Origin of the sequence: Gluconacetobacter diazotrophicus PA1 5 (genome assembly GCF_000021325.1) — a bacterium.
Classification (GTDB): domain Bacteria; phylum Pseudomonadota; class Alphaproteobacteria; order Acetobacterales; family Acetobacteraceae; genus Gluconacetobacter; species Gluconacetobacter diazotrophicus.
In genome coordinates, this window is record NC_011365.1 from 782922 (window position 1) to 798611 (window position 15690).

General features: G+C 66.8%; 13 protein-coding genes. 6 read left to right on the forward strand and 7 right to left on the reverse strand.

The window, feature by feature from the left end; genetic code table 11:
- Positions 1 to 26 precede the first annotated feature (26 nt).
- From GDIA_RS03395 to GDIA_RS03410, 4 genes are all read left to right on the forward strand, one after another.
- Positions 27 to 1550, forward strand: coding sequence for a sugar ABC transporter ATP-binding protein (locus GDIA_RS03395; protein ID WP_012553291.1), 1524 nt, complete (start codon positions 27 to 29; stop codon positions 1548 to 1550).
- A complete protein-coding gene (locus GDIA_RS03400; RefSeq protein WP_012226437.1) occupies positions 1547 to 2593 on the forward strand; it encodes an ABC transporter permease in 1047 nt (348 codons plus the stop codon). Before GDIA_RS03395 ends, GDIA_RS03400 begins: the two co-directional genes overlap by 4 nt.
- A gap of 44 nt (positions 2594 to 2637) precedes the next feature.
- Positions 2638 to 3597, forward strand: coding sequence for a substrate-binding domain-containing protein (locus GDIA_RS03405; RefSeq protein ID WP_173363376.1), 960 nt, complete (start codon positions 2638 to 2640; stop codon positions 3595 to 3597).
- 70 nt (positions 3598 to 3667) lie between these two features.
- Positions 3668 to 4660, forward strand: coding sequence for an IS481-like element ISGdi9 family transposase (locus GDIA_RS03410; protein ID WP_012553292.1), 993 nt, complete (start codon positions 3668 to 3670; stop codon positions 4658 to 4660).
- On the opposite strand, the gene GDIA_RS03415 is transcribed toward GDIA_RS03410, so the two are convergent.
- From GDIA_RS03415 to GDIA_RS03430, 4 genes are all read right to left on the reverse strand, one after another.
- Positions 4657 to 5103 (reverse strand): hypothetical protein, encoded by a 447-nt coding sequence (locus GDIA_RS03415; protein WP_012226445.1) that lies wholly within the window; start codon positions 5101 to 5103, stop codon positions 4657 to 4659. The genes GDIA_RS03410 and GDIA_RS03415 overlap by 4 nt on opposite strands.
- 3 nt (positions 5104 to 5106) lie before the next feature.
- The gene (locus GDIA_RS03420; protein ID WP_012553293.1) at positions 5107 to 5922 is read right to left on the reverse strand and encodes a dienelactone hydrolase family protein; all 816 of its coding nucleotides are present in this window, start codon (positions 5920 to 5922) and stop codon (positions 5107 to 5109) included.
- Positions 5923 to 5945: 23 nt separating this feature from the next.
- Complete coding sequence (gene acs, locus GDIA_RS03425) at positions 5946 to 7883, reverse strand: acetate--CoA ligase (protein WP_012553294.1); 1938 nt, start codon at positions 7881 to 7883, stop codon at positions 5946 to 5948.
- Between the two features lie 125 nt (positions 7884 to 8008).
- On the reverse strand, positions 8009 to 9436 hold the full coding sequence (locus GDIA_RS03430; protein WP_012553296.1) for a helix-turn-helix domain-containing protein: 1428 nt from the start codon (positions 9434 to 9436) through the stop codon (positions 8009 to 8011).
- Positions 9437 to 9580: 144 nt separating this feature from the next.
- On the opposite strand from GDIA_RS03430, the gene aceA reads away from it, so the two are divergent.
- Both aceA and GDIA_RS03440 read left to right on the forward strand, forming a co-directional pair.
- Positions 9581 to 10888, forward strand: a complete 1308-nt coding sequence (gene aceA / locus GDIA_RS03435; RefSeq protein WP_012553297.1) for an isocitrate lyase — start codon at positions 9581 to 9583, stop codon at positions 10886 to 10888.
- A 120-nt stretch (positions 10889 to 11008) separates the two neighbouring features.
- Entirely contained in the window at positions 11009 to 13222 is a 2214-nt protein-coding gene (locus tag GDIA_RS03440) for a malate synthase G (protein ID WP_012553298.1), read from the forward strand.
- 31 nt (positions 13223 to 13253) lie between these two features.
- Here GDIA_RS03440 and GDIA_RS03445 read toward each other — a convergent pair whose 3' ends face one another.
- From GDIA_RS03445 to GDIA_RS03455, 3 genes are all read right to left on the reverse strand, one after another.
- Complete coding sequence (locus tag GDIA_RS03445; RefSeq protein ID WP_012226458.1) at positions 13254 to 14048, reverse strand: ABC transporter permease; 795 nt, start codon at positions 14046 to 14048, stop codon at positions 13254 to 13256.
- Positions 14045 to 14632 carry an ABC transporter ATP-binding protein gene (locus GDIA_RS03450; RefSeq protein WP_244455091.1) on the reverse strand — a complete coding sequence of 196 codons (588 nt, stop codon included), beginning with the start codon at positions 14630 to 14632 and terminating at the stop codon, positions 14045 to 14047. The genes GDIA_RS03445 and GDIA_RS03450 overlap by 4 nt, the downstream gene beginning before the upstream one ends.
- 557 nt (positions 14633 to 15189) lie before the next feature.
- Entirely contained in the window at positions 15190 to 15690 is a 501-nt protein-coding gene (locus GDIA_RS03455; protein ID WP_012226461.1) for a RidA family protein, read from the reverse strand.

Sequence of the window (15690 nt, forward strand, 5' to 3'; positions counted from 1 at the left end):
CGGCCGGCATGCGAGGGCACCGCCCCATGACAACGCCGCTGTTGCAGCTTGTCGGTATCGAGAAGCATTTCGGCGGCGTCCATGCATTGCGGGGTGTCGATTTCACCCTGCTTGCGGGCGAGGTCCACGTGCTGCTGGGCGAGAATGGCGCGGGCAAGAGTACGCTGATGGGCGTCGTCAGCGGCGCCACCCGCCCCGACGACGGCCGCTTCCTGCTGAATGGCGAACCGGTTCATTTCCACACGCCGCGTGACGCGCAGGCGGCGGGCATCGTCATGATCCCGCAGGAACTGGACCTCGTGCCCGGTCTCGACATCGCCGCCAACCTGTTCCTGGGGCACGAGCCCGTCACGGGAATGCATACACTGGCCCATGCCCGCATGCGGCGCGATGCGCGCGCCCTTCTGGCGCGCGCGGGGGTCGACCTGGACCCCGCGCTGCGCATGTCCTCGCTGCGCATGGGGGAGCGACAACTGGTCTCGATCGCCAAGGCACTGGGTGCGGAGGCACGGGTGCTGATCCTGGACGAACCGACAGCCGCGCTCTCTGCCGGGGAAGCCGAGCATCTGTTCGCCACCATTCGCGAACTGCGCGGGCGCGGCGTCGGCATCATCTATATTTCCCATCGCCTGGAGGAAGTGCCGCAGATCGCCGACCGCGTGACGGTCATGCGCGACGGCGCGGTCGTGGGCGAGGCCGCGCCCGATGCGCCGCAGGCGACGCTGGTGCACATGCTGGTGGGACGCGACTTCAAGGATCTTTTTCCGCCCAGGGCAACGCAGGTCGGCCCGCCGCTGCTGCGCCTGGACCATGCGCGATTCGTGCCCACCGTTCCACGGGCGGGATGGCAGGCACCGCAGGACGTTTCGCTGTGCGTGCATGCCGGCGAGATCGTGGGCCTGTCGGGCCGGACGGGCGCAGGGCGGACGGAACTTCTCTCCGCGCTCTATGGCTTCGAGGCACGCGGCACGTGGGAGGGCACCGTCGAAATCGCCGGCCGCGCCGCCCGGCTGGGTTCGGTCGCCCGGGCGCGGCGCGCGGGCCTGGCCTACGTCACGGACGATCGCCGGGGTGCGGGCCTGATGCTGGGCCAGAGCGTCGGACGCAATGTCGTCATGTCCACCCTGGCACGGGTCACACCCTGGGGCATGGCCGCCCCCGTGCGCGAACGGATGGTGGTCAAGGGCGCGATCGACCGCTTCGACATCCGGCCACGACGGCCGGACGCGAAGGTCGTCAACCTGTCCGGCGGCAACCAGCAGAAGATCGTCTTCGCGAAGGAATTGCTGACGACACCGAAGATCCTGCTGCTGGACGAACCGACGCGCGGCGTGGATGTCGGGGCCAAGAGCGACATCTATTTCCAGTTGCGGGCGCTGACGGCGCAGGGTCTGGGCGTGCTGGTCGCCTCGTCGGAACTGCCGGAACTGATCGGGCTGTGCGATCGGATCGTGGTCATGAATCACGGCGTCACGGTTGCCGATTTCGCGGCCGACACAGGCGAGGATGCGCTTCGTGGCGCGGCCCTGGAAGGCGGGGTCGCCGCATGAGCGTGACCGACGCGGCATCCGGCCCGCCCCGTTCGGCACCGCGCCCGCTCCGTGCGCGGCTGGCGTGGCTGGTCCGGTTCCAGAGCCTTCTGGGCCTGGTCCTTGTCGCGGCGGGGGGAATCATATTCTCCCCCCGGCGGCACGGGCACATCCTGTTCCTGGCACCCGACAATATCGCCAACATCGTCCGTTCGATCTCGGAAACCGGTATCCTGGCGCTGGGCATGACCTTCGTGATCATCTCGGGCGGGATCGACCTTTCCGTCGGTGCGCTGCTGGGCCTGTCCAGCGTGCTGACCGCGTCCCTGATGGTCAATCACGGATGGGGGATCGCCACCACCCTGCCGCTGGTGCTGCTGATCGGAACGGCGTTCGGGCTGGTCCAGGGCGTGCTGTCCAATCGCCTGCGGATCCAGGCCTTCATCGTCACGCTTGCCGGGCTTCAGGCCGCGCGCGGCCTGGCGCTGATCGCTTCGGACAACAACTTCATCAACATCAATTACGGCACCGGCCCCGGCGACGCCCCCCCGGCCTTCGCGATTCTGGGCCAGCGCGTGTTCGGCAACATCTTTCCCGTGGCGACGCTGGTGTTTGTCGTGCTGGCGGTCATCGCGTCGCTGCTGCTCGATGAAACGCGGTATGGACGCTATGTCTTTGCCGTGGGCGGCAATGAACGCGCCGCCCGGCTGTCCGGCATCCCGCTGCGATGGATCAAGGTCACGGTCTATGGCCTGAGCGGCTTCTGCGCGGCGGTCGCGGGGATCGTGCATGCCGGGCAGTTCAGCTTCGGGAGTCCCAATGACGGTACCGGCTACGAACTGAATGCGATCGCCGCCGTTGTCATCGGCGGGACCGACCTGTTCGGGGGCGCCGGCAGCATGGTCGGCACCATCGCCGGGGCCGTCATGCTGGGCGCGCTGGCCAATATCCTGCAACTGAACGACGTCAGTGCCGCGATGCAGCTTCTGGCAACCGGCCTGATCATCGTCGGCGCGGCCGGACTGCAGACGTTCGTCGGCGCCGGAAACGGCACGCGCGCGTGAAATCATCCGTTGAAACCAAAAACAAGAACAAGAAAGACAAAACGATGATTGTCAGGATTGCCCCTGTCGTCGGCCTGGCGCTCCTCTTCCCGCTGGCGGCGGCGGCCGCCCCGCTGGCGAAGGAGTGCGGGCCGAACAAGAGCTATGTCATCGGGTTCTCGCAGGCCAACTTCAAGGAACCGTACCGGGCGCACGTGGATCATGAACTTCAGCGCCTGGTGAAGAATTATCCGCAATTCAAGCTCGTCATCGCCGACGGCCAGGCCAACGACAATACCCAGGTCTCGCAGGTCGAGAATTTCCTGACGCAGCAGGTCGATATCCTGTTCGTCTCGGCGTTCGAGGCCGCGCCGCTGACCCCGGCCGTCAGTGCCGTCTACGACAAGGGTATCCCGGTCATCGAACTGGACCGCAGGACGACGGGCGAAAAATTCACCAGCTTCGTCAGCGGCGATAATCGCGCCATCGCGCATGAAGCGGGCCTGTATGCGGCAAGCCTGCTGCCCGATGGCGGCGACGTCGCGATTCTGGAGGGGCTGCCCAGTTCCTCGCCGGCGATCGAACGGCTGGAGGGCTTCAAGGCCGGGATTTCCACCAACCCCAAGGTGAAGATCATCGCGGTCCAGCCGGTCGACTGGATGCAGGACAAGGCGGTGGAAGTGTTTTCCGCGATGCTGCAGGCCCATCCGGACATCAAGCTGGTCTATACCAGCAACGATCTGGCCGCGGCAGGCGCCTATATCGCGGTGAAGCAGGCCGGCAAGCTCGGCCAGGTCAAGATCATCGGGACCGACGGACTGCCGGGACCATCCGGCGGCATCCGCGCGGTGGCCGAGGGTCAATGGACGGCGACCTACGTGTACCCCACCGGTGCCGCCGAAGCCCTGGACCTGGCCAAGAAGATCCTGATCGACTGCGCATCGTCCGTCCCGCGCCTGGTCACGGTGCCGACGCAGCGCATCGATGCGAGCAACGCCAAGGAACTCTACGCCAAGGGGGAATGACCGATTGCTCTAACTGTTTGGTCCCGGGATTTGGTGGTGCATTATTTTCACATGAGTGGAAGGATGCGCTATGGGCCAGGTTCACCACGGAAGCGCCACGACGACAGCGGCAGTCCGTCGAGCGATACAACATAGTCAAGAGAGCCTGAGGGTTCTGGCGAAACGCTACGGGATCAACCCGAAGACGGTCGCCAAATGGAAGGGGCGGACCGATACGTCGGATCGACGCACCGGTCCGAAGGTCGCATCCTCAACCATCCTGTCGACCGAAGAAGAAGCGATCGTTGTGGCCTTCCGTCGCCATACCCTGCTGCCTCTTGATGATTGCCTTTATGCGCTTCAGGCGACGATCCCGCATCTGACGCGATCTTCCCTGCACCGTTGTTTTCAGCGCCATGGGATCAGCCGCCTGCCCGAGACCGAAGGCGACAAACCAAAACGGTCGAAGTTCAAGAGTTATCCGATCGGCTATTTTCACATCGACATTGCTGAAGTCCGCACTGAAATGGGGCGCCTTTATCTTCTGGTGGCGATCGACCGGACCTCGAAATTCGCTTTTGTCCAATTGCACGAGAAAGCGACACGTCGCGTTGCCGGTGACTTCCTGCGTGCTCTGGCCGCTGCGGTTCCCTACCGCATCCATACCGTGCTGACCGATAACGGCACGCATTTTACCGATCCGGCCGGCAATGGATGGACACCCGAAGACATCAAGGCCATGCGGGCGGATGGTGTCCTGTTCCGGTGCCACTCTTTTGAACTGGCCTGTGCTGATCTCGATATCGAGCATCGACTGACAAAGCCGCGACATCCCTGGACGAATGGCCAGGTCGAGAGGATGAACCGCACGATCAAGGACGCCACCGTCAAGCGCTTCTACTACGAAACACATGACCAGTTGCGTCAACACCTCGCCGACTTCGTTACCGCCTACAATTTCGCCCGCAGGCTCAAGACCCTGCGCGGCCTCACTCCATATGAATTCATTTGTCAGCAGTGGGAAAAAGAACCATCACGGTTCATACATAATCCGCACCACCAAATCCCGGGACAAAACATCTAACAGACCAGCACGCTGCCGACCTCACGGCAGGCGGCCTGTGGGGCGCCCTGCCCGTTTTGAATGGTCCACGACCCGGGTCCGGTCCGCTGGGCGGTGAAGTGCCCGCGCATCGCGGCGGTCTGCCGGTCGATATCGGCCTGCAGGGCCTGCTTCTGGCGCTGTCTGTCCGGGGGCGTGGTAGCATCGGGCGCAGTTTCCTGCTGCCGGCGCAGGGCATCCAGTTGCGCGCGGTCGCGTTCGATCGCCCGCAGCCCCTGCTGCCGGGCGGTGAATTCCTGCCGCTGGATTTCCGTCTGCAATTGCATGCGCCGCTGCGCCTGTTCGGCGGGATTGACCCCGCACCCGAACGGCCCGGCTGCGCACCCCACCTGCGCGCGCGCCGCCGGGATGCCTGACAGAACGATGCCCAGCAGCCCGGCCAGCACCAGCGCGCGCCGGGACACGGCTTACGGGCCCGGTGCGGCGAAGCGCGCGGCCAGCCAGCGATGCATCAGGTCGTAGGACTGCCGGGCCGCGGCGGGGTTGTAGCGGCACAGGCCGGTGGGCGCCGTGGCCTCGGTTTCCGTGAAGCAATGCACGGCGTGGCCGATGACCACGAACTGCCATGGTGTCGGCGTCTGGCCCATCTCGGCCAGGAAGGATGCGAAATCGGGTGACGTCGTCCGGTCGTCGGCCCCGTTCATCGCCAGGACCGCGGCGTGGATGCCGCGCGCCAGCCCCGGATCGTCGGTCGTCAGGTTGCCGTGGAAAGAGACGACGGCGCGCACATCCGCCCCGCTGCGCGCCAGGTCCAGCACCGCCGTACCGCCGAAGCAGAAGCCTATGGCCGCCAGCCGCGACAGGTCGATCGGCGCCGTGCCGGCCAGCGACTTCAGCACCGCCAGCGCCTGCGCCGCACGCCGCCGCATCAGGACCCGATCGCCCATCAGCGGCTTCACCGCCGCCATCGACTGCGCATCGTCGGTGGGCCGGACCGAGGCACCGTACATGTCCGTCAGCAGGATCACGTAATCCCGCCCCGCGATCATCCGCGCCTTGTCGATGGCGATGGCGTTCACCCCGTGCCAGTTGGGCACCATGACCAGCCCCGGCCGCCGGGCCGAGACCGCATCGTCATAGATCAGCACGCTTTCGAACCGCGTGCCGTCCAGGGTCCAGGCGACGGGGCGCGTCACCATGCGCGCCCACGCCCCGCCGGAGGGGGCACATACTGCCGCCACGACCAGGCCCAGCACGGCGAAAAACCGCACGGATCGCATCATTCCGCCCCTCCCCCAGGCCGCCATTACGCCACCCGCGCAACCTCGGCGATCAGCCGGTCCACGATCGTGGGATCGGCCAGCGTCGACAGGTCGCCCAGCCCGTCCAGTTCGTGGCAGGCGATCTTGCGCAGCAGCCGCCGCACGATCTTGCCCGACCGGGTCTTCGGCAGGTCGGGCACCAGATAGACGCGCTCCGGCACCGCGTAGCGCCCCACGCCCCTGGTGACGGCCAGCGCCGCGGCCTCGGCCAGGCCGGGCTCGGCCATGTCGCGCGCGACCGCGAACACCACCAGTCCCTGCCCCTTCAGGTCATGGGGGATGCCTACCGCCGCGCATTCCACGAAGCGATGGTCGGTGGCCACCACGTCCTCGATTTCGGCCGTGCCGATACGGTGGCCGGACACGTTGATGACGTCGTCGATCCGCCCGGTGATCCAGTAATAGCCGTCGGCGTCGCGCCGCGCCCCGTCGCCCGAGAAATAATAGCCGGGGCTGAAGGTGAAATAGGTCTGGCGGAACCGCGCATGGTCGGCCCAGATCGTCCGGGCCTGCCCGGGCCAGGATCGTGCCACGCACAGGCAGCCCTCGCCCTCGCCCTCGATCACCGCGCCCTTGTCCGTCAGCAGGACGCAGGCTACGCCCGGCAGCGGCAGGGTCGCCGCCCCGGGCTTCTGCGGCACCGCGCCGGGCACCGGGGCGATCAGGATGCCGCCGGTTTCGGTTTGCCACCAGGTATCGACCACCGGGCAGCGTCCGCGCCCGACCTTCTCGTGAAACCACAGCCACGCATCGGCACTGATCGGTTCGCCCACGCTGCCCAGCAGGCGCAGGCTGTCCAGCGCGTAGCGGTCCACCACGTCGTCGCCGTCGCGCATCAGCGCGCGGATCGCGGTCGGCGCGGTGTAGAAGGTCGTGACCTTGTGGGTGTCGATCACCTCCCACCACCGGCCCGGAGCGGGGTGGGACGGCAGCCCCTCGAACAGCACGACGGTGCTGCCATTGGCCAGCGGGCCGTAGACGACATAGGTGTGGCCGGTGATCCAGCTGATGTCCGCCGTACACCAGAACACGTCGCCCGCCCGGTGGTCGAAGACCAGTTCGTGGGTATAGGACGCCCAGACCATGTAGCCGCCGGTGGTGTGGACCATGCCCTTCGGCTTGCCGGTGCTGCCCGAGGTATAGAGGACGAACAGCGGGTCCTCGGCCCCCATGATTTCGGCCGGGCAGTCCTCCGCAGCCTGCGCCAGCAGCGGGTTCAGCGGCAGGTCGCGGCCCGCGTGCATCGGTACCGCCGCCCCGGTCACGGCCAGGACCAGCACGTGGCGCACCTGCACGCCGTCACGGGCCACGGCGTCGTCCATCGTGGCCTTCAGCGGAATGCGCTTGGCGCCGCGCCGTCCCTCGTCGGCGGTGATCACCACCGCCGCCCCGCTGTTGACCAGGCGGTCGGCCAGCCCTTCCGCCGAGAACCCGCCGAACAGCACGACATGCACCGCGCCGATCCGCGCGCAGGCCAGCATCGCGACCACGCCCTCGATCACCATCGGCAGGTGGATCGCCACCCGGTCGCCCCGCCCGACGCCCAGCCCGCGCAGGACGTTGGCCATCCGGCACACGCGCTGGTGCAGCGCCCGGTAGGTCAGGCGTTCGACCTGTCCCTGATCCTGCCCCTGCCAGATCAGCGCGACCTGATCGCCCCGCGTCGCCAGGTGGCGGTCCAGGCAATTGGCGCTGGCGTTCAGCGTGCCGTCGGCGAACCAGCGTATCGCCACGTCGCCCCCGAAGGTCGAGGACGACGCGGTCGTCGGCCGGACCGCCCAGTCGATGCGCCCGGCCTGGTCCAGCCAGAACTGATCGGGATGCTGCGACGCGGCATCGGTCATCTGGCGCAGGCGGGGGGCATCGACGGCAGCCTGTGCCGCGAACGAGGGTGGAACGGGAAAGGTCTCTGCGTGTATCACGGTTTATTCTATTCGCCTGTCATGGCCGGTAGGGAATCCGGCTTCTTGAATGGGAGGGTATAGACGGTGAATATAACGGTTTCACCCTTGGGAGACGAGCCCATTCCCGCCCCCTTCATGGCAGATCACCCCGGCGGTTCGGGTGCGAATGTGAACGGCAGCGAATCCCGCTGGTTGACGTCGGGCGCCAACCGGTGATGCAGGGGAGGAAAGGCCCGCGAACGACATTCGGTCCAATCACATAAATGGCAGGATATACCGACAGGAATCGCCGGCGCCTGTAAATTCAGGCGATCGGAATACACGATTTCGGCAGCGCGGGTGATGTCGCAGCCCATGGCCACGGCATGAACGGGCTGCACGTCGTTCCAGCCGGTGGAAATGCCCGTCACGGTCCGCGCGAAACACAGAAAGGTCCGGCCGTCGGTGAACTGCGCCACCTGCGCCTGGATCACGCCGGGGGTGGAAAAGCAGGTATTGGCATTCCATTGCGGGCAGGAATGGCCCTGGCGCGGCACCGGAAAGCCGCAGGCGGAAAAGCTCTTCGTCATGTTCCCCGCCGGATCGGTCCGCACGAAGAAGAACGGCACCCCGCGTTCGCCGGGTTTCTGCAATGTGGACAGGCGCTGCGCCGCCTGCTGGTAGGATACGCCGAACCGCGCGGACAGGATGTCCAGATCGTGGCGCAGGGCCGTTGCCGCGGCCAGGAAGGGCGAATAGGGCATCAGCAATGCCGCCGCCGCGTAGTTCACCAGCCCGATCTGGATGACGATCCGCGCCTCCTGCGTGCTGGGTGCGATATCCTGCAGCAGATGCTCGATCGCGTCGCGTCCCTCGATCAGCATCAGTTGGAAGGCCAGCTGGAACCCCCGGCTTTCACGCGGCAGCAGATCGGAAAGCTGCAGAAGCCGGCTGTCGGGATCGTAACGGCGGAACGCGCCGTCCAGGGCCGCGATCCGCACCACGATGCCGTGGTGCTGGCGCAGCCGGGTCGCGATCATGTGGTTGCTTTCCGACGGCGGCAGGGCCTCGCCGTCCGGCAGCCGCGCCGCGCGGGCCATGTCGGCGCGCACCTGTTCGGCCGCCGCCTCCAGTTCCGGGAAGAAGTTCAGCCGCTCGTCATAGACCAGCCGTGCTTCTTCCTGCGGCAGGATGACCCGCGTGCCGGTCGGCAGCATCAGGCGTGTCGCGTCATGATGGGCGGCACGAAAGGCCTGATGCAGGGTCAGCACCGCCCGCGCGGCCTCGGGTTGTGCCGCCAGGACCGCGATCTCCTGCGCCGGCACCGCGTGCGCGCCCAGCAGCGGGTCGGACAGGGCCTCGTGCAGCAATCCCCGCAATCGCTGTTCGTCCACGCCGGACAGGGCTTCGATGGATACGTCCAGCGCCCGGGTCAGCTTGATCAGCAGCGAGGCCGTGACGCTGCGCTGATCGTGTTCGATCAGGTTCAGGTAGCTGGGCGAAATGCCCAGCCGCGTCGCCAGCCCCTGCTGCGACAGGGACCGCTCGGACCGAAGCCGGCGAATGATGTGACCGATGCGGGTCGGCGCCATGGCGATTTACTCTTTTTACAAATATTCAAAACAGTATGTAAATAATTTTACACCATTCATGATACGCTATCCTGTTTTACATGGCATATCATTATCCCTTCTCATTAAATGATGGAACAGACGATCGAAAAGGGAGATCCGTCAATGTCCATCGACACCATTGCCGCCTTCATGGCCGACCCCGAGCGCTTCGCGGGCATCAAGCGCGATTATGACGCGCGCGACGTGGCGACGCTCTCCGGCTCGTTCCGCATCCGCCACACCCTGGCTGAAATGGGTGCCGCGCGCCTGTGGCACCTGCTGAAGACCGAACCCTACATCAACGCGCTGGGCGCGCTGACGGGCAACCAGGCGATGCAGCAGGTCAAGGCGGGGCTGAAGGCCATCTACCTGTCCGGCTGGCAGGTCGCGGCCGACGCCAACGTGGCGGGCGAGATGTATCCCGACCAGTCGCTGTACCCCGTGAATTCGGTGCCCACCGTGGTGCGGCGCATCAACAACGCCCTGCGCCGCTGTGACGAGATCGCGACGCAGGAGGGCGATCGCGGCCAGTACTGGATGGCCCCCATCGTCGCGGATGCCGAGGCCGGGTTCGGCGGCCCGCTGAACGTCTTCGAGCTGATGCGCGCCCTGATCGCGGCCGGCGCGGCGGGCGTGCATTTCGAGGACCAGTTGGCCTCGGAAAAGAAATGCGGCCATCTGGGCGGCAAGGTGCTGATCCCGATCGCGCAGCATATCCGCTCGCTGAACGCGGCGCGGCTGGCGGCGGATGTCGAGGGGGTGCCCACGGTCCTGATCTGCCGCACCGACAGCCACGCGGCGCAGCTCCTGACCTCGGACATCGACGAGCGCGACCATCCGTTCCTGACCGGCGAGCGCACGCGGGAAGGCTTCTTCCGCATCCGCGAGGGGCTGGGCGTCGAATACGCCATCGCCCGTTCGCTGGCCTATGCGCCCTATTGCGACCTGCTGTGGTGGGAGACGTCCGAGCCGAACCTGGAGGAAGCCCGGCAGTTCGCCGAGGCCATCCACAAGCAGTTCCCCGGCAAGATGCTGGCCTATAACTGCTCGCCGTCCTTCAACTGGAAGAAGAAGCTGTCGGCGCGCGACATCGCGGACTTCCAGCGCCGGATCGGGGCGATGGGCTACAAGTTCCAGTTCGTCACCCTGGCGGGCTTCCACAGCCTGAACTATTCGATGTTCAAGCTGGCGCATGGCTACGCGGAACGCGGCATGGCCGCCTATTCCGAGTTGCAGGAAGCCGAGTTCAGCGCCGAGGTCGACGGCTACACCGCCACCCGCCACCAGCGCGAGGTCGGGACCGGCTGGTTCGACGCGGTCGCGACCGTGGCCGGCGGCGGCCATACCTCGACCGCCGCGATGGCCGGTTCGACCGAGACCAAGCAGTTCCATGCCGACCTGTCCTTCGACCGGAACAAGACGCCGGTCTGATGAACCGGCGGCCGGGGGCGGCCGGGCCGCGTGCCCGGCCGCCGAACCCGACCGCAGACCCGACCACAGACCAGACACCGGAAGACAGACCCGAAAAAGGGCCCGAAAAGGGGAAAGACCATGTCCCGTCGCACGATCGGCCAGCTTCGCATCCATCATGCCCTCGATGCCTTCGTCACGCACGAAGTCCTGCCGGGAACCGGCGTTTCCGCCGACCGGTTCTGGATGGGCCTGTCGGACATCATCACCCATTTCACGCCGAAGATCCTGAACGCCCTGGCGCGCCGCCGCCTGTTGCAGCAGGCCGTGGACCATCTGCTGACCGCACCCGGATTCGATCCCGGCGATGTCGGCGCGCAGATCGACCTGCTGCGCACCGTCGGCTATCTGGAGCGCGAGCCGGAGAGCGTGTCGATCGCCACCCGTGACGTCGATGCCGAAATCGCGCGCATCGCCGGGCCCCAGCTTGTGGTTCCCGTCACCAACGCCCGCTATGCGCTGAATGCCGCCAACGCCCGCTGGGGCAGCCTGTATGACGCGTTCTACGGCACCGACGCCGAGCCGTACGACATGCAAGGCGTTCCCACCGCCGGCTATGACACGCAGCGCGGCGAGCGGGTGATCCGGCGGGTACGGCTGCTGCTGGACGAAATCATGCCGCTGACGCGCGGCAGCCACGCCGACGTCGCGCGCTATCGGGTCGAGGACGGCCGGTTGACGGCGGCGCTCGACGACGGCGCGCCGCCGGCCGGCCTGCGCCGTCCGGCACAGTTCGCCGGATTCCAGGGACCGCCGGACGCGCCCCGGGTGGTCCTGCTGCGCAATCACGGCCTGCATCTGGAACTGCGCTTCGACCCGACATCGCCGATCGGCAGCCGGGACCGCGCCGGGATATCCGACGTGATCGCGGAATCCGCGATCAGCACCATCATGGATTGCGAGGACAGCGTTTCGGCAGTCGATGTCGAGGACAAGATCCAGGTCTATCGCAACTGGCTGGGCCTGATGCAGGGCACCCTGACCGCGTCGTTCCGCAAGGGCGGGCGCCTGCTGGAACGGCGCCTGGCCCCCGACCGGCATTACACCGCGCCCGACGGCACGCCGCTGGTGCTGCCGGGGCGCAGCCTGATGCTGATCCGCAATGTCGGCCACCACATGTTCACCGATGCGATCGTGGACACTGGCGGCCACCCGGTGCCCGAGGGCGTGCTGGACGCCGCCGTGACCGCCGCCATCGCCCTGCACGACCTGCGCGGAACGTCGCGCACCACCAACAGCCGGACGGGATCGATCTATATCGTCAAGCCCAAGATGCACGGGCCGGAAGAGGTCGCCTTGTCCGACGCCCTGTTCGCGCGCGTCGAACGGGTGCTGGGCCTGGGGCCGAACACCATCAAGATGGGCATCATGGACGAGGAACGGCGGACCAGCGCCAACCTGGCCGCGTGCATCCAGGCCGCGCGCGAGCGGGTGGTGTTCATCAATACCGGTTTCCTGGACCGCACGGGGGACGAGATCCATTACTGCATGCAGGCCGGCCCCGTGGTGCGCAAGGCCGACATGCGCGCCGAGCCGTGGATGGCGGCATACGAACAGCGCAACGTCGCGATCGGCCTGGCCTGCGGGCTGAAGGACCATGCCCAGATCGGCAAGGGCATGTGGGCGATGCCGGACCGCATGGCCGACATGATGACCCAGAAGATCGCCCACCCCCGCGCGGGCGCCAATACGGCCTGGGTGCCCTCGCCCACCGCGGCGACGCTGCATGCGCTGCATTATCACTTCGTCGACGTGGCGACGGTGCAGGCGCGGATGGAAAACGTGCCGCCGGCCGCCATCAAGGGGCTGATGACCCTGCCGCTGGCCGATCCGGCGGCGTGGTCGGCGGCGGAGCGCCGGGCCGAACTGGACAACAACCTGCAGGGCATCCTGGGTTATGTCGTCCGGTGGGTGGATATGGGCATCGGCTGTTCCAAGGTGCCGGACCTGGACGATGTCGGCCTGATGGAGGACCGCGCGACGCTGCGCATTTCCTCGCAGCACGTCGCGAACTGGCTGCATCACGGCGTGGTGTCGCAAGACGAGGTCCGGGCGTCCATGATCCGCATGGCCGCCATCGTGGACGGGCAGAATCGCGACGAGCCCGGCTATCGCCCGCTGGCCGACAACGCAGGCGGCCCGGCCTTCCGCGCCGCGTCGGACCTGGTGTTCAAGGGCGTGACCCAGCCCAACGGCTATACCGAGTCCACGCTGCATCGCTGGCGCCGGGTGGCCAAGAACGGCGCCGCCGCGGCGAACCGGACGGTGCCGGAACTGGACCGGGCCGTTCCGTAACGGGGTGATCGAACGGGCGGCGGGCGGCCGGTCAGGCGCGCAGATGCTCCAGCCGCAGCCGCCCGCGGGCGTCGCTCAGCCGTGCCGCCGTCAGTCCGGCCGACAGGACGGCGCCGATCATATTGCCGGTGACGATCAGGCTCATCAGCACGATCTGGTATTTCGATGCCTCCAGCGGATTCATGCCGGCCAGGATCTGGCCGGTCATGATCCCGGGCAGGGTCACGATCCCGGCCGCCGCCATCTGGTTCAGCGTGGGGATCAGCGCGGTGCGGATCGCCCGGCGGATCAGGCTGTTCATCGCCGCGGCCCGCGTCGCGCCCAGGATGATCCGGGCCTCGATCGCCGCGCGCTCGCCCACGACCGAGGACAGCAGCGTGTTCATCGACAGGCTGGTCGCGTTCATCACATTGCCCAGCAGCAGCCCGGTCATGGGGATGGCCGTGCGCGCCTGGTACCAGGGGTGCGGCTGCAACGCCGTCAGCAGCCCCACCAGCACCACAACACTTGTCCCGGCCGCCGTACTGACCCCGCCGATACCGAAATGCCAGCCCGGCGTCAGGCGGACAAGTTGGCGGGACCCGACCTCGCAGGACGCGGCGGCGAACATGAACGCCACCACCAGCAGGGTCAGCCAGATCGACGATTTTCCGAACACGAACACCAGCACGCTGCCGGTCAGGATCAGTTGGGCGGCCATGCGCACCGCCGCGATCGCCAGCGTGCGATGAATACCCAGCGACAGCATGACCGACACCACGATGCAGCCGGCGATCAGGCCACCCGCCAGGACCAGGTCCCCGGTCGTCAGCAGGATCGGCGTCACGAACCCACCCGGGCGAAGCGGCCATGCTCCATATGGCACCGAAGGTCGGCCATCCGGTCGGCCTGTCGCGGATCGTGCGATATCAGGACGATCGCCACCCCCCTGGCCTTCTCGGCGTGCAGGATGGTTTCCACCTTGCGCGTCGTCGCCTCGTCCAGCGCCGAACAGGGTTCGTCCAGCAGCAGCACGCGCGGGTCCTGGCGCAGGCCGCGCACCAGGGCCAGGCGCTGCCGCTCGCCGGTGGACAGGCGGTGCAGCGGATCGCGCAGCAGGCCGTCGCGCAGCCCGGCCCGCGCCAGCAGGTCGCGCGTGCGCGCATCGTCGGGCAGGTGATCCAGAACCGAATCCGACCACCATCCCGGTTCGGCCGGACAATATACGACCTGCCGGCGCCACAGATGGGCCGGCATCGCACGGCACAGCCTGCCGTCCAGCGCGACGTCGCCCTGATGGGGGTCCAGGTCTGCGATCATGCGCAACAGCACCGTCTTGCCGGCGCCCGACATGCCGGTCAGGACCAGGCAGGCACCGCCCGGCACATCGAAATCGACCGGCCCCGCATGCGGATTACATAACCCGCGCACCGACAACCCGCGTGGGGCGATCCCACGAGGGAGGGTACCGCCACATGGCGGGAAAGAAGACGGTTCAAACACTGTAATGCAATCGACCTGTTTTCTGGACGGACCAGAATACCAGATAGACGAAAAGAGGCCGTCTGGAAGCCGGATTCAGTCGATTGCCCAGGAGCGGATCGCGATCGGGTCATTTTCCTGCCGTGGGACCCAACCACACGACAGGAAAAAACCGTTACGAGATCTTATGATTCGGCAGGCGGCCGATGCGCCCTGGGCGTGCCGAGCGGCACGGTTTCGAAACACAGGGAATCCGCGACGGGGGGATAACCGCGGGACGGTGCGGATTTAACCTGATCCTGCGCGGAGGAGGACCGGTCAGAATCGACTCTGTTCTCTGGCTGCATGGCTGGATCTCCCGTGGAAATGCCTGATTCAACCATGCCCGGCGGCAAAAGTTCCGCTACCGTGGCGGCTTTCCGCCGCCCCGGATCGAAACAGCCGGACATCGCAAGACCACGATGCCGGCCAATTGTGACGATTTCGTGACGATATCGGAACCGCGATCAGTGCGCGCGAACGGCCGTGACCTCGATTTCGACCAGCCAGCCGGGGTTGGCCAGGTGCGCGACCTCGAACGCCGAGCGCGTCGGCAGGTTCGGCTGCGCCTTCGTTCCGAAAAACTCGGTATAGGCCTTCATCATTCCCGGGAAGTCGATCTTGCCCAGCTTCGGATCGGCGACCATGTAGATGTGCATCTGCACCACGTCGCCCATCGTCAGCTTCAGCTTGGCCAGTTGGCCCTGAATCTGCGTCAGCGCGCCACGGACCTGGGTCTCGGTGTCACCGTAGGCGGCCAGCGTCATCGGCTTCGCCGACTTGTTCACCGGCTGCGCGCCCGTGCCGCTCAGATAGATCGTGCTGGCGCCGGGGGGGACCTCGATCGCCGTGGCGATCGGAAAATGATCGGCGGGGTAGCGCACGATATCCGCCGCCCGCGTCGGGGATGCCATCCCCACGCCCAGGACAGCCGCCAGCGCGGCGGCGCCCGCCATTGTCTTGACCAT